Annotated in this window: 10 protein-coding genes, 2 tRNA genes, 3 rRNA genes and 1 pseudogene; 10 read left to right on the plus strand and 6 right to left on the minus strand. The window is 43.4% G+C overall.

The genetic code is table 11. The features are described from left to right. The first annotated feature begins 59 nt into the window (after positions 1–59). Positions 60–1,115, plus strand: coding sequence for an Mrp/NBP35 family ATP-binding protein (locus R5H20_RS01010; RefSeq protein ID WP_006640362.1), 1,056 nt, complete (start codon positions 60–62; stop codon positions 1,113–1,115). 51 nt (positions 1,116–1,166) lie between these two features. Here R5H20_RS01010 and gerD read toward each other — a convergent pair whose 3' ends face one another. Beyond that, entirely contained in the window at positions 1,167–1,748 is a 582-nt protein-coding gene (gene gerD, locus R5H20_RS01015; RefSeq protein ID WP_029418427.1) for a spore germination lipoprotein GerD, read from the minus strand. Positions 1,749–1,861: 113 nt separating this feature from the next. Between gerD and R5H20_RS01020 the strand changes: the two genes are divergently transcribed. Beyond that, the gene (locus R5H20_RS01020) at positions 1,862–2,461 is read left to right on the plus strand and encodes a KinB-signaling pathway activation protein (RefSeq protein WP_006640364.1); all 600 of its coding nucleotides are present in this window, start codon (positions 1,862–1,864) and stop codon (positions 2,459–2,461) included. A gap of 5 nt (positions 2,462–2,466) precedes the next feature. On the opposite strand, the gene pdaB is transcribed toward R5H20_RS01020, so the two are convergent. Next, positions 2,467–3,231, minus strand: a complete 765-nt coding sequence (gene pdaB, locus R5H20_RS01025) for a polysaccharide deacetylase family sporulation protein PdaB (protein ID WP_006640365.1) — start codon at positions 3,229–3,231, stop codon at positions 2,467–2,469. Between the two features lie 337 nt (positions 3,232–3,568). On the opposite strand from pdaB, the gene R5H20_RS01030 reads away from it, so the two are divergent. The 5 genes from R5H20_RS01030 to R5H20_RS01050 all read left to right on the plus strand — a co-directional run bounded on the left by R5H20_RS01030 (position 3,569) and on the right by R5H20_RS01050 (position 8,715). Further along, positions 3,569–5,118 (plus strand): 16S ribosomal RNA (locus R5H20_RS01030). A 222-nt stretch (positions 5,119–5,340) separates the two neighbouring features. Next, a 23S ribosomal RNA gene (locus tag R5H20_RS01035) occupies positions 5,341–8,272 on the plus strand. A 132-nt stretch (positions 8,273–8,404) separates the two neighbouring features. After that, positions 8,405–8,520, plus strand: a 5S ribosomal RNA gene (gene rrf / locus R5H20_RS01040). The 16S, 23S and 5S rRNA genes sit together here with 2 tRNA genes alongside, the layout of an rRNA operon. A gap of 45 nt (positions 8,521–8,565) precedes the next feature. Next, positions 8,566–8,640, plus strand: a tRNA-Asn gene (locus R5H20_RS01045). Between the two features lie 2 nt (positions 8,641–8,642). Continuing rightward, positions 8,643–8,715, plus strand: a tRNA-Thr gene (locus R5H20_RS01050). Positions 8,716–8,821: 106 nt separating this feature from the next. Here the strand turns inward: R5H20_RS01050 and R5H20_RS01055 are convergent. Then, entirely contained in the window at positions 8,822–9,016 is a 195-nt protein-coding gene (locus tag R5H20_RS01055; RefSeq protein ID WP_034325988.1) for a tyrosine-type recombinase/integrase, read from the minus strand. 72 nt (positions 9,017–9,088) lie between these two features. On the opposite strand from R5H20_RS01055, the pseudogene R5H20_RS01060 reads away from it, so the two are divergent. Continuing rightward, a pseudogene (locus R5H20_RS01060) lies at positions 9,089–9,299 on the plus strand (ArpU family phage packaging/lysis transcriptional regulator); the annotation flags it as partial. Positions 9,300–9,345: 46 nt separating this feature from the next. Here the strand turns inward: R5H20_RS01060 and R5H20_RS01065 are convergent. Together R5H20_RS01065 and R5H20_RS01070 are read right to left on the minus strand one after the other, a co-directional pair. After that, the gene (locus R5H20_RS01065; protein ID WP_006639934.1) at positions 9,346–9,576 is read right to left on the minus strand and encodes a hypothetical protein; all 231 of its coding nucleotides are present in this window, start codon (positions 9,574–9,576) and stop codon (positions 9,346–9,348) included. Continuing rightward, entirely contained in the window at positions 9,573–10,790 is a 1,218-nt protein-coding gene (locus R5H20_RS01070; protein WP_006639935.1) for a Rap family tetratricopeptide repeat protein, read from the minus strand. Before R5H20_RS01070 ends, R5H20_RS01065 begins: the two co-directional genes overlap by 4 nt. Positions 10,791–10,957: 167 nt before the next feature. On the opposite strand from R5H20_RS01070, the gene R5H20_RS01075 reads away from it, so the two are divergent. Both R5H20_RS01075 and R5H20_RS01080 read left to right on the plus strand, forming a co-directional pair. Next, the gene (locus tag R5H20_RS01075) at positions 10,958–12,655 is read left to right on the plus strand and encodes a T7SS effector LXG polymorphic toxin (protein WP_006639936.1); all 1,698 of its coding nucleotides are present in this window, start codon (positions 10,958–10,960) and stop codon (positions 12,653–12,655) included. Positions 12,656–12,692: 37 nt separating this feature from the next. Continuing rightward, positions 12,693–13,160 (plus strand): SMI1/KNR4 family protein, encoded by a 468-nt coding sequence (locus R5H20_RS01080; RefSeq protein ID WP_006639937.1) that lies wholly within the window; start codon positions 12,693–12,695, stop codon positions 13,158–13,160. Positions 13,161–13,920: 760 nt separating this feature from the next. Here the strand turns inward: R5H20_RS01080 and R5H20_RS01085 are convergent. Further along, entirely contained in the window at positions 13,921–14,607 is a 687-nt protein-coding gene (locus R5H20_RS01085) for a hypothetical protein (protein WP_006639939.1), read from the minus strand. Positions 14,608–14,956: the final 349 nt, after the last annotated feature.

A 14,956-nucleotide genomic window follows, 5' to 3' on the forward strand; every position in this document is an offset into this window, starting at 1 on the left:
TATAAGGAAAGATATGCTATACTTATTTTGTAAACGAATACAACAGAGGGTGAGATTCAATGATGCGAGAAGACGATGTAAAAAAAATAGTCGGCGATTTGTACGAGCCTTTTCTTCAAAAGCCGCTTAGAGAGCTTGCTGCTGTCAAAGACGTCAAAGTAAAGCCTGAAAAACAGCATGTCAGCGTAAAAGTGGCGCTCGCAAAAACGGGATCTGCCGAACAAATGCAGCTGCAGCAGGAGATCGTGACAAGGCTGAAGGAAGCCGGAGCCGAAACAGTAGGCCTGCGTTTTGAAGAGCTGCCGGAAGAAATTGTTATGAAATATGCACAATCCGCTCCCGAAGGGGACAGGACATTGCTGAACAAGGAAAATCAGCCCGTCTTTTTAGCGGTTGCAAGCGGTAAAGGCGGTGTCGGCAAATCGACTGTTTCAGTCAATTTGGCTGTTTCCCTTGCACGGATCGGAAAAAAAGTCGGGTTAATTGATGCTGATATTTACGGATTCAGCGTGCCTGATATGATGGGAATCACCGTCAGACCGACAATAGAAGGCGAAAAGGTCATACCTGTTGAAAGGTTTGGCGTCAAGGTTATTTCTATGGGATTTTTCGTTGAAGACAACGCGCCTGTCATTTGGAGAGGTCCGATGCTTGGAAAAATGCTGAACAATTTCTTTAATGAAGTGGAATGGGGAGATGTCGATTATATTATCTTAGATCTTCCGCCTGGTACGGGAGACGTGGCCCTTGATGTTCATTCAATGCTTCCGAGCTGCAAGGAAATCATTGTTTCCACTCCGCATCCGACCGCTGCCTTTGTCGCCGCCAGAGCAGGGGCTATGGCCTTGCAGACCGACCATGACATCGTGGGAATCGTCGAAAATATGGCTTACTATGAAAGCGCCAAAACAGGTGAAAAAGAGTATGTATTTGGCAAAGGCGGGGGAGAAAAGCTGGCCGAAGAGCTTGGCGTTCCTTTATTGGGGAAAATCCCGTTAAAGCAGCCGGATTGGGATGACAGCGATTTTGCACCGTCAGTATATGATGAAACCCACCCGACAGGTCTTATCTATATGGATATCGCCAAAAAAATTGATGAAAGCATCAGCATATAAGGAAAATATGTAAACAAGCTTCTTCCAAGGAAGAAGCTTGTGGCGGGTGCTTTAACTTTGTTTATCCCCGCCGCCTTTCATTTCGTCTTTGACGCTTTCTTCAACTGCCTTTTTCAGCTCTTCTTCAAATTGTTTTTTATAAAGAGGGCTTGCAAGAGTTTCTGTGATGACTTGCTGAAGTTGGGTTCGAAATTCCCTGGTTTTGACGAGATCGCCGTATCTTTTCGCCATTTCAGGATCCTGCAGGACACCCATCAGCATTTTCTGATAATCCGGATCTTTCATCAGCTTCTTAAGCACAGTTTCGTGCTCATTTTGAAGCGTTTTGGCGAAGCCTTCAGCGAATTTCGAATCATCGAAAACCTTCTTCCAAAATTCAGTTCCTTTTTTGGAAGTCAGCGTTTTTTCAACCGTTTCTTTGACCGTTTTTTCATCCATCACAAGCGTTTCATTCATTTTGTCATCATTCAATATTTCTTGAATCGCTTTTTTTCCGTCATCTGTTTTTAATATATCGACAACCATTTTTTTGGTTTCATCATAGTCCATCTCAGCTGCTTGGTCCTTGGGAGCACAAGCTGTTACAGATAGGAACAAAAAACAGCTTATCCATAGCATTGCGGGTTTTAACATGCTTAAGCTCCTTTCGATAACTCGTCTTACTTTTAATATGAATGTCTTTCATAAATTTATGCATAACAAAATATCGCATCGTGAAGCGATAACTTAGGGGTTGGAAAGTCTAAATGAAAAGCCGTAATCTCGTTCGATTTTTCTTTTCTGTTTTAGGAGTAGGAGCGCTGACGACAAGCATTGTCGGTTTTGCCATTGAATGGGGAAGATACAAGGAGCTGTTTCTATCGTTTGAGGTTTTGGAGATTCTTTCTGTATTGTTTTGGTTTATCGGTGTGGGCATGATTTTCAGCGTCATCGCCCAAATGGGATTTGTTATTTTTTTGACGATCCACCGGTTTGCGCTGGAAATATTCAGATCTCACTCTTTATGGAATTCAATCCAGCTGTTTCTGATTGTATTTGTCCTGTTTGATTTGGCGTATTTGCGCTATTTGTTTTTTGGAGCGGATGGCGGATCAATGATACCGTATATATGGCTGCCGTTATTTATATTAATCATCGGGATGATAGCCGCCTATATGAAACAAAAACAGTCCTCGAAGAAAACATTTGTTTCCGCATTGTTTTTAATGATCGTCTATACGGTCATGGAATGGTTCCCGGCGTTAAGAGTGAACGAAGAGGACTGGCTTTATTTAATGCTGCTTCCTCTGTTAGCCTGCAATGCTTTTCAGGTATTAATGCTGCCAAAATTCATTAGCCGTTCATAGATCTTTTACTTTACTTCGGATGACTTTGCATCGGTATTTGCGATTAACTCGCTGACGGTTACATTTTTAAGCCCTTTGCTTCGCAGATGATGAACAATCTCAGGCAGGGCTTCTTTAGTTTGCTTTGCAGAATCTGAAGCGTGAAGAAGGACGATGTCTCCGGCATTCACAGCTCCATTGACATTTTGGACGATTTTTTGAACACCGGGGTTCATCCAGTCATCGGAATTAATGCTATAATGAACGATTGTGTAACCGTATTGTTTTGCAACGTCAAGAACATCCTTATTAAATTGGCCTGTCGGCGGTCTGAGCAGCGTGAGATCCTCGATTCCGAGTTTTTGAAAGGAATTCTGCGCTTTGATCAGGTCTTTCCTGATGTCGCTTTTCTTCATTTGAGAGTAGTTTTTGTAAGCATATCCCATACTTCCGATCTGATGGCCGTCTTTTTGAATTCTTTTCACGACGTCCGGATGGCGTTCTGCCCAGGAAGCGGACAGAAAGAAAGTGGCATTTTTGATTCCGTTTGTTTTTAATGTATCTAAGATAGGTAACGCTCTTTCATCTCCCCAGCTGATATTAAATGTAAGAGCAACCTCATTTGTGTCCGAATCTCCTCTATAAACCGCCCTTGCCTCTCCGTTTGATGAAAACACGGGAAGAGGAATCAGGTTTTGGACATAAAAAAAACTTGCTGTAGCAAATGCGGCAATTAAAATAATGATCAGCTGCTTTACACGTCTTATATGCCACACATAAAAATGATTCACTGAAAAACTCCTCCTTGTCCATGCTGCTTTGTTTTCATCTTATGCTTGTTTAAAATAGAACATAACAATTATTCATCTTTAGAAATAAAATAAAAAGATGGTTGACTTCATAAGATGACCCATGGTATATTATTAATCGTCGCTGATGAACAGCAGACATGAAAAAGCTCCAATGAATAATTTTTAAAAAAGTTATTGACAATAAAGTGAGCTTGGTGTTATATTATTAAAGCCGCTAAATGAAGCGGAAATGATCTTTGAAAACTAAACAAGACAAAACGTACCTGTTAATTTATTTATAAATCGTGCATGAATATGTGCGTAGTCATTATCAAACTTCATGGAGAGTTTGATCCTGGCTCAGGACGAACGCTGGCGGCGTGCCTAATACATGCAAGTCGAGCGAACCGGCGGGAGCTTGCTCCCTTAGGTTAGCGGCGGACGGGTGAGTAACACGTGGGTAACCTGCCTGTAAGACTGGGATAACTCCGGGAAACCGGGGCTAATACCGGATGCTTGATTGAACCGCATGGTTCAATTATAAAAGGTGGCTTTTAGCTACCACTTACAGATGGACCCGCGGCGCATTAGCTAGTTGGTGAGGTAACGGCTCACCAAGGCGACGATGCGTAGCCGACCTGAGAGGGTGATCGGCCACACTGGGACTGAGACACGGCCCAGACTCCTACGGGAGGCAGCAGTAGGGAATCTTCCGCAATGGACGAAAGTCTGACGGAGCAACGCCGCGTGAGTGATGAAGGTTTTCGGATCGTAAAACTCTGTTGTTAGGGAAGAACAAGTACCGTTCGAACAGGGCGGTGCCTTGACGGTACCTAACCAGAAAGCCACGGCTAACTACGTGCCAGCAGCCGCGGTAATACGTAGGTGGCAAGCGTTGTCCGGAATTATTGGGCGTAAAGCGCGCGCAGGCGGTTTCTTAAGTCTGATGTGAAAGCCCCCGGCTCAACCGGGGAGGGTCATTGGAAACTGGGGAACTTGAGTGCAGAAGAGGAGAGTGGAATTCCACGTGTAGCGGTGAAATGCGTAGAGATGTGGAGGAACACCAGTGGCGAAGGCGACTCTCTGGTCTGTAACTGACGCTGAGGCGCGAAAGCGTGGGGAGCGAACAGGATTAGATACCCTGGTAGTCCACGCCGTAAACGATGAGTGCTAAGTGTTAGAGGGTTTCCGCCCTTTAGTGCTGCAGCAAACGCATTAAGCACTCCGCCTGGGGAGTACGGTCGCAAGACTGAAACTCAAAGGAATTGACGGGGGCCCGCACAAGCGGTGGAGCATGTGGTTTAATTCGAAGCAACGCGAAGAACCTTACCAGGTCTTGACATCCTCTGACACCCCTAGAGATAGGGCTTCCCCTTCGGGGGCAGAGTGACAGGTGGTGCATGGTTGTCGTCAGCTCGTGTCGTGAGATGTTGGGTTAAGTCCCGCAACGAGCGCAACCCTTGATCTTAGTTGCCAGCATTCAGTTGGGCACTCTAAGGTGACTGCCGGTGACAAACCGGAGGAAGGTGGGGATGACGTCAAATCATCATGCCCCTTATGACCTGGGCTACACACGTGCTACAATGGGCAGAACAAAGGGCAGCGAAGCCGCGAGGCTAAGCCAATCCCACAAATCTGCTCTCAGTTCGGATCGCAGTCTGCAACTCGACTGCGTGAAGCTGGAATCGCTAGTAATCGCGGATCAGCATGCCGCGGTGAATACGTTCCCGGGCCTTGTACACACCGCCCGTCACACCACGAGAGTTTGTAACACCCGAAGTCGGTGAGGTAACCTTTTGGAGCCAGCCGCCGAAGGTGGGACAGATGATTGGGGTGAAGTCGTAACAAGGTAGCCGTATCGGAAGGTGCGGCTGGATCACCTCCTTTCTAAGGATATTATACGGAATATAAGACCTCGCGGTCTTATAGACAGGTGCGTTTGGATCTTGTTTAGTTTTGAAGGATCATTCCTTCAAAGCGTGTTCTTTGAAAACTAGATAACGAAAGTAGACATTCACAAAGGCTTGCGCGATGCAAGTCATGCCGATGTTACCACAGGATGTGGTGATGTTAATCGGCGATCCTTATTATTAGTGATTCTTTTTTAACGGTTAAGTTAGAAAGGGCGCACGGTGGATGCCTTGGCACTAGGAGCCGATGAAGGACGGGACGAACACCGATATGCTTCGGGGAGCTGTAAGCAAGCTTTGATCCGGAGATTTCCGAATGGGGAAACCCACTGCTCGTAATGGAGCAGTATCCATATCTGAATTCATAGGATATGAGAAGGCAGACCCGGGGAACTGAAACATCTAAGTACCCGGAGGAAGAGAAAGCAAATGCGATTCCCTGAGTAGCGGCGAGCGAAACGGGAACAGCCCAAACCAAGAGGCTTGCCTCTTGGGGTTGTAGGACACTCTATACGGAGTTACAAAAGAACGGGGTAGATGAAGAGGTCTGGAAAGGCCCGCCATAGGAGGTAACAGCCCTGTAGTCAAAACTTCGTTCTCTCCTGAGTGGATCCTGAGTACGGCGGAACACGTGAAATTCCGTCGGAATCCGGGAGGACCATCTCCCAAGGCTAAATACTCCCTAGTGACCGATAGTGAACCAGTACCGTGAGGGAAAGGTGAAAAGCACCCCGGAAGGGGAGTGAAAGAGATCCTGAAACCGTGTGCCTACAAGTAGTCAGAGCCCGTTAACGGGTGATGGCGTGCCTTTTGTAGAATGAACCGGCGAGTTACGATCCCGTGCAAGGTTAAGTTTGAAAAGACGGAGCCGCAGCGAAAGCGAGTCTGAATAGGGCGCATGAGTACGTGGTCGTAGACCCGAAACCAGGTGATCTACCCATGTCCAGGGTGAAGTTCAGGTAACACTGAATGGAGGCCCGAACCCACGCACGTTGAAAAGTGCGGGGATGAGGTGTGGGTAGGGGTGAAATGCCAATCGAACCTGGAGATAGCTGGTTCTCTCCGAAATAGCTTTAGGGCTAGCCTCAAGGTAAGAGTCTTGGAGGTAGAGCACTGATTGGACTAGGGGCCCCTACCGGGTTACCGAATTCAGTCAAACTCCGAATGCCAAAGACTTATCCTTGGGAGTCAGACTGCGAGTGATAAGATCCGTAGTCGAAAGGGAAACAGCCCAGACCGCCAGCTAAGGTCCCAAAGTATACGTTAAGTGGAAAAGGATGTGGAGTTGCTTAGACAACCAGGATGTTGGCTTAGAAGCAGCCACCATTTAAAGAGTGCGTAATAGCTCACTGGTCGAGTGACTCTGCGCCGAAAATGTACCGGGGCTAAACGTATCACCGAAGCTGCGGACTGTTCTTGCGAACAGTGGTAGGAGAGCGTTCTAAGGGCTGTGAAGCGAGACCGGAAGGACTCGTGGAGCGCTTAGAAGTGAGAATGCCGGTATGAGTAGCGAAAGAGGGGTGAGAATCCCCTCCACCGAATGCCTAAGGTTTCCTGAGGAAGGCTCGTCCGCTCAGGGTTAGTCGGGACCTAAGCCGAGGCCGAAAGGCGTAGGCGATGGATAACAGGTTGATATTCCTGTACCACCTCCTCACCATTTGAGCAATGGGGGGACGCAGGAGGATAGGGTAAGCGCGGTATTGGATATCCGCGTCCAAGCAGTTAGGCTGGGAAATAGGCAAATCCGTTTCCCATATAAGGCTGAGCTGTGATGGCGAGTGAAATATAGTAGCGAAGTTCCTGATTCCACACTGCCAAGAAAAGCCTCTAGCGAGGTGAGAGGTGCCCGTACCGCAAACCGACACAGGTAGGCGAGGAGAGAATCCTAAGGTGATCGAGAGAACTCTCGTTAAGGAACTCGGCAAAATGACCCCGTAACTTCGGGAGAAGGGGTGCTCTGTTAGGGTGCAAGCCCGAGAGAGCCGCAGTGAATAGGCCCAGGCGACTGTTTAGCAAAAACACAGGTCTCTGCGAAGCCGTAAGGCGAAGTATAGGGGCTGACGCCTGCCCGGTGCTGGAAGGTTAAGAGGAGCGCTTAGCGTATGCGAAGGTGCGAATTGAAGCCCCAGTAAACGGCGGCCGTAACTATAACGGTCCTAAGGTAGCGAAATTCCTTGTCGGGTAAGTTCCGACCCGCACGAAAGGCGCAACGATCTGGGCACTGTCTCAACGAGAGACTCGGTGAAATTATAGTACCTGTGAAGATGCAGGTTACCCGCGACAGGACGGAAAGACCCCGTGGAGCTTTACTGCAGCCTGATATTGAATGTTGGTACAGCTTGTACAGGATAGGTAGGAGCCTTGGAAACCGGAGCGCCAGCTTCGGTGGAGGCATCGGTGGGATACTACCCTGGCTGTATTGACCTTCTAACCCGCTGCCCTTATCGGGCAGGGAGACAGTGTCAGGTGGGCAGTTTGACTGGGGCGGTCGCCTCCTAAAAGGTAACGGAGGCGCCCAAAGGTTCCCTCAGAATGGTTGGAAATCATTCGCAGAGTGTAAAGGCACAAGGGAGCTTGACTGCGAGACCTACAAGTCGAGCAGGGACGAAAGTCGGGCTTAGTGATCCGGTGGTTCCGCATGGAAGGGCCATCGCTCAACGGATAAAAGCTACCCCGGGGATAACAGGCTTATCTCCCCCAAGAGTCCACATCGACGGGGAGGTTTGGCACCTCGATGTCGGCTCATCGCATCCTGGGGCTGTAGTCGGTCCCAAGGGTTGGGCTGTTCGCCCATTAAAGCGGTACGCGAGCTGGGTTCAGAACGTCGTGAGACAGTTCGGTCCCTATCCGTCGCGGGCGCAGGAAATTTGAGAGGAGCTGTCCTTAGTACGAGAGGACCGGGATGGACGCACCGCTGGTGTACCAGTTGTTCTGCCAAGGGCATCGCTGGGTAGCTATGTGCGGACGGGATAAGTGCTGAAAGCATCTAAGCATGAAGCCCCCCTCAAGATGAGATTTCCCATTCCGCAAGGAAGTAAGATCCCTGAAAGATGATCAGGTTGATAGGTCTGAGGTGGAAGTGTGGCGACACATGGAGCTGACAGATACTAATCGATCGAGGACTTAACCTAAATATTTGTGAATGGTCTTTACCCGTTATCTAGTTTTGAGAGAATGCTCTCAAAAGCCAAAGGCAAGGAAACTCGGCTAAAGGCCCTCACATCCTGTGAGGAACGCCCAGTACCTTCGTCCTGAAGGCATAGTTTGGTGGCGATAGCGAAGAGGTCACACCCGTTCCCATGCCGAACACGGAAGTTAAGCTCTTCAGCGCCGATGGTAGTTGGGGGTCTCCCCCTGTGAGAGTAGGACGCCGCCAAGCTGTTTATTTATATCTTTACCTTGCATGAAATGAAGCCTTTTCTATTCCGCAGTAGCTCAGTGGTAGAGCAATCGGCTGTTAACCGATCGGTCGTAGGTTCGAATCCTACCTGCGGAGCCAATGCTTCCATAGCTCAGCAGGTAGAGCACTTCCATGGTAAGGAAGAGGTCAGCGGTTCGAGCCCGCTTGGAAGCTTAAGTGAATATGTTGATCTGACGCAGTTTCCTCGATATATGGAACTGTTATTTTTTTGTCTAAAAATTGTTGGGTGGCATACGGGTGGCAAATCGAGAATTACTCCTTAATTTGCACCCAGTTTTATTACTTTGCTAATTGCATCCGCCACCAATAAATCTGATTCTTGATTGGCGTGTGTATATATATTTAGGGTTGTTTGAACATTTGCATGGCCGAGTCTTTTGGAAATTCCTTTAATATTCAACCCTGGCACTTTTCCAATTTGATTTATTAACATGGTAGCATGTGTATGCCTCATGTCATGAAGTCGGCTTGGTCTAATTATGTCTATCAGTGAATCTCTGCCACCATGTATTTGGAGAAGTAATGCTTAAATGAATTAAAAGTTGCACAGATGGACAGGGCGTTAACACAGAGTCTTGATGATGATGAATTGAATATCATAAAGGCCAAGTATCTCTCTCCCCAAAAAATAAAGGACATTGAAATTTATATGGAGATTGGGCTGAAAAAAGGACAAATATTATCAGATCAAACGGCAGGCCATTTATAACCTTGCAACAGCTCTCGGGATTATCTGAGGGTTGTGTGAACAAAAAAAGCAGACTCTTATGAGTCCGCCTCTCTTTATCCGAATGCACCGTTTTCAGTAAGTTTAAAATGAGCTGCACCGAAAATTGCGTCTTCATTTGACTTTTCGAATGTATTTTTGCTGTCTGTTTGAATTACAGCAAATTCGGCGTCATCCATAACTTTAAATTTGGTCGAAGTTGTTACTTCCGATGATTGCACTGAAAATAATATGATACTTAAAGCTATTACGACCGTAGGTAAAAACACTTTTGAAATCTTTTTCACTTTAATCCCTCCGTTACTTTGAAGATTTGATTTCTTGCACAATGTGCTTTTTCGAAAAAATGTGCTGCTTTGGTGATGTTACCTGTTTCTTTGTAATGAAAAGCAGCTTCTAACATTAATTCGGCAACGTGGAACCATAACTTTTTCTCTTCTAAGTATTCCAAACTTTCCTCAATTTTTCCAGAGGCTTCTTTATCATATATGGCTTGGATAAAGTTGATTTTTGCTATGTATTCTTTTTCATCGACTTTTTGAGCATCGAATAATCCTTCTTCACATAAGCTTTGAGCTTCATTATTTAAACCCAATTTATAAAGGATCAATGCTAAGTTGAACTTTACTTTAATGGCTAAACGTCTTTTTTGACATTCTTCGATTTCAAGAGCTTTTCGAAAGCAATTCGCAGACTCTAATAGCATATTTCTTCGTCCATAATTCAGCCCCAAATTATAAAATGCCAAGCTTTCTGCATATGGGAATTTTTCTTCTCGTGACTTATCTAATGCATTTTTATAGTGCATTTCGGCTTCTTCATAACGGAACAGATCCATTTTATTTGCACCTAAAATCATTTCACTATTAATAGCTTTTTCAGAGTAGCTGTCATCTGCTCGAAAGGACTCTAAAGCTTTTTGAGCGTGGGATAGTGAAAAGAAGTGTTGTTTGATTCTATAATATGCAATTGCAACACGATAGTGAAATTCTGCATTCTCAATTTCGTCAGGAATTTGTTTAAGTTTATCTTCGGCTATTTGGTAAAGGTTAATTGCTTTTATGTAATTTTTGTTGTGAAATTCATACTGTCCGGAGAAGAAATAGAAATAGTATTGGAGCAGAGCATCTGTCTTTTCTATACCCTCTTTTTCCAGTTCCAGTTTTTTAAACAGCAGCTTAGATTCATTTAAATTTTCTAACATGATTTTATGTCGAAAATCCAAAACATTAAAATACAATAGCACGTCCTGGTCTTCTTCCATATATGGCAGCATGTTCTCGATTTCATCCTTTATGGCAATAGCTTGTTCAACTTTTTGTTGTCTAATCATCCCGTACCATTGATTTAGCATTTTTATAACTTTTTCAGTTGCAATTTTGACTGTCAATGCCCCTATCATCCTTTCGTATAGTCGATTTAAAATATTCGAAAAATTAAGGGTATCAATTTCCTTTTTCTGCATACCTTTCATTTTACAGAAAGGATCATTTTTTGACAATGATTTTCCTTTTTTGGAATTCGGAAAAATTCTGTCTAGCGTGTTGGGTTTTAAGACCTACTCAATAAGATTCATTTTCATGGATAAACAGGATTTATTCACCAATCCATTTCCGTATAGTGGTAAACTCTATACTGATTGTAACTTTAGTATTAGAGGGGAATGCCATGAAGACTCTTGATGTCCGTGCGTTGCACCATGCAATTGATCAAACGCTGGAACAATTAAAAAAACAATCAGAAGAAATCGCCAAAGTCAAAAAAAGCGTCAACGGGATAACGGCTCTTGACGATGCTTTAAAAGGTAAAGGCGGCGACGCGATTCGCGCCTTTTACGAAGAATGCCACACTCCGTTTTTGCGGTTCTATGAATCTTTCATTGAGGAATACCAGTCATCTTTAAAAAAAATGAAAAATGCACTGAATTCCCTCGAACCGAATCACAACGGTTATATTTCGCAAGCCTTTATCGATCACGATCTGGAACAAGGCTTAAACGCGGCTGATCGAACAACGAAACATTTGGTATCCAAAGCCAACGCCGCGATTTCAAAAGTCAGCCATATTGTTGATTTACCGGATTTGAATGACAATGATTTTCATGAACAAAATCAGAAAGCGAAAAAGGAAATCAGCAGCACTCTCGAAAAGCTTCATGCTTTTGACAGGGAGCAAACAAACGCTCTTAAAACTGCTGAACAAGACCTTGAGACGATGCATAAATACATCACACAGCTTGAGAAAATGTACACTGGTCCGAAAATCGAGATCACAGGCTATAAAAAAGGTTCAATTTTAAAACCGGATGAGAATACAAACATTAACGGTCCGGCCGTCGGTCTCAAGGGAGAGTTGGAAAATGCTGAGCTTTCACCGATGGAAATCATGCTGAAAAAATTGTCCGATCAAGAAGAAACTGAAGTTGATTCACTTGCCAAAGCAGATCATTCTAAAAAGATTGATACAGGGATTCGCGTCATCAATGGCAAAGTGTATAATATGAAGGGATACAAAAAGCTCGGTTCTGTCGACGTCACCGATGAAATCGGTACAGGCAAGGACTTCGTCGGCGGTTCATACTCGCTTTATTCAAACGGTCAAATTGTGCGGAAGTACATATCCGGCGGTGAAGTGAAGTACGAGCTTGTGAGCCGCATACCTGAAAATAAGGTGAAGAAAAGCGACATTGAAAAAGCTTTTGATTGGGCTAAAGACACAGCTGGAGAATTGTCCGGTGGTTATGATGGTTATAGAGCGATAACAGGTGTCGACCCAGTCACAGGTGAAAAACTATCTGTCACTGATCGTATCCTGGCTGGTGTTTCTGTCATACCGGCGACTAAGGCAGTTAAGATAGGGAAATATGTTTTCAAAGCGACTAAAGGCGCGAAGACGGCTAAGAAGGTTTCGACTGTTGAAAAAGGTGTTAAGAGTACGGGGAATTCCGAGAAGATACATGGGGTAAAAGACTATATTAAAGACGTTGAAAGTATTACAGGGAGAAAAATACCAGACAACCAAAGGGCTCTACTTAAGAAAGAGTTGAGAGAAAATGATTATTCCAATAAATTACCTAGAGAAGAGGTAATGAAACACAGGCAGGATTTTCAACGTAAAAAAGACGGATTAATTGATGAATGGGAAAAGAATACAGGCCAAAAATGGCCTACATATTCAGAACCAATACTTTCAAAAAGAGGGCGAGTATATATTCAAAAAGGTGATAAGTATGATGCCCACCATGTTATAAAAAATGAGCATGGCGGTCCAAATGAATGGTATAATATCCATCCAGCTAAAAGACCAGACGAGCACCAAAGTGGTATTCACCGAAAAGACGGACCAGAAAAAAGATTGTTTAAATGATTAATATTATAATTAAAACATATGGAGGAAAGACCTTATGTATGATTTTGAATTCTTAAATAAATATGTATCGGAAATAGATGATCCACAAAACCAAAAGAAAAAGCATGTTATATATCGCCTAGAAGATGATGTTATTGAGGCAGAAGAGAGATTAGGAAAAAAATTTCCTAATGAACTAAGAGAGTTTTATTTAAGAGTAGGGTATGGTTTTATTTGTAATCTTGATAAAACCCATAGAGATAGAGTAATGGATCCTCATAGTGTAGCTGATTTTTTACTAGATGAGGACGATTTTATAGATTCAAGCATTAGGGAACTATACCCAGAGAACATGTTAGTGTTTTTTGAAGTTGGAGAGGGGACATATCTCACTCTAGATTTAGATCAGGAACAAGAGAACGGTATTTGTCCTGTATACTATTTTGAAAAGAAAATTGCAACATCACTCGAAGAATTTTTGAAGAAAATGGATGAAGAACCAGACTATTATATTCATGCTTAAATTGACTTGAGAATTGATTAATTTTGAAGAATGACCTTGATTGGCAATAGCCTTTCAAGGTTTTTTATGTTCAAATCCGACAAAAAAGGGGATAAAATGGAGGCCTTTTTCTATTCCACTTTGTCATACGATAGAGACAAGAAAAATGGAACATGAATATTGAGTCCAAGATGGAGAGCCTGCGGAGGCTGATCTTTTGCACATGGTTATGTTGTGCAGCTGATTGGCGGCCATTTTTTTAATGGCCAGAACGGGAGCCGCACCTATCCCTTATCAAGTGTGAACTCGGATGTATTGAATGATGATGGTCGTCAGCTTCACAGGAGGAGCGGCCGGAGTCTCGACCGAAGATAAAGGCGAAACTTGAAGCATTATTGAAGTAAAAGGGGCAGGCATTATGCCTGCTCCTCTGTCTTTGAACTAACGAGATTCATTTGAGGATTTAAGGAAACTAATGAACAATGGTGAAATGACAATTACTGTTATAATTAATAAGAGTTTGCTAGATATTAAATTTACAAATGTAGTGTTAATTATATATAGGGCTAAAACCATTAAATAAAAAGCCAAGTAAACATAACCATACATTTTCTTGCTGAATGGTTCTTTCATGTAAATCAAAAGAAATAGCCCTGCCATTAAAACTAAGAAAGTCATAGTTTCCCCTCTTTCATTTTTATTGTAGAAAAACCCCAGTTGGAACAGCTGCATATCCAAGTCCAGTAAAACGTATTCTAATACCATGCCCTTCATGTTCGTCTTAAATCATTTGACCAAAACCAACTAGTCCGCATCCGATTACTCCGGCAATTGTGCTTGCTAATTGTGTAGGAGGTACGGGTATAAACCTTGATATTGCAGCAAGACCAGAGGTTGCTCCACCCCCTGCTTTAAATGATTGATATAGTGTTCTTGTTTCATTACAGTCAAAATAAAGATTATATCCCCACCAGTAGACATTATGACCAGATCGACCGCAACCTTTTTTCGCCACTTTCATTTTAATACTGTTTCCATTCTCAAGTGTCAATACACTACCGTCTTTGGCTAAAATTTTCACACTAAAATCGGAGTTAATGACAGCTTCTTTTTGTATTACTAAACCGTTCAAGTATTTAATCCAGTCTTGAACTTCGTTTGTGACAGAACGGGAAATATCTAGTTTAGTATACGATGGATCTAAGGTAAGAGTTGCATCTGCGTTTAATTTAAGATAAGCTTCTAATTTCTTTACATCATTCATATTCACCTTTACATTCGTAAATTCTTCGCTATTCAGTTTTTGTTCGGGCACAGAATTTCCTTTAGATGCTCCAGAAGTTTCAGTATGTAGTTTTTTGTCAGTTAGTTCTGACGCTGATACTGATATTGAAAATACAGGTGAAACCAATATTAATGTCAGTATCATAACAAATGTCTTAAAACCATTGTGCTTCTTTTCTTTCACAATAATGCCACCCTTCTTCTTTTAATTCAAATTCATTGCGCTTGAAAAACAAGGTAATTTGGGGCATTGTGTGCATATTAGTAAAAAAGAACCATCTATATTCTTGTGCTTAATGAAATTATACTAGGTGTAATGAATTAGAATTTTGGAGGGATAAATCAGAAAGGAAACAAAAAACGATTAAGATAAGGAAGGTATGGCGTAACTATGTTGCTCTTTGAATAATAGGTCTTACTTTATTTCTACACCAACAACATCCTCAAATTTAATGTGAGTTGTGTCTCCAGTTAAGGCGATTCAAGCATGGAACGGCATCAAAAATCCCAATAAAATAAATGCCGAAAAAAAG

The organism is Bacillus sp. KICET-3 (assembly GCF_033261025.1).
GTDB classification, from domain to species: Bacteria; Bacillota; Bacilli; order Bacillales; family Bacillaceae; genus Bacillus; species Bacillus sonorensis.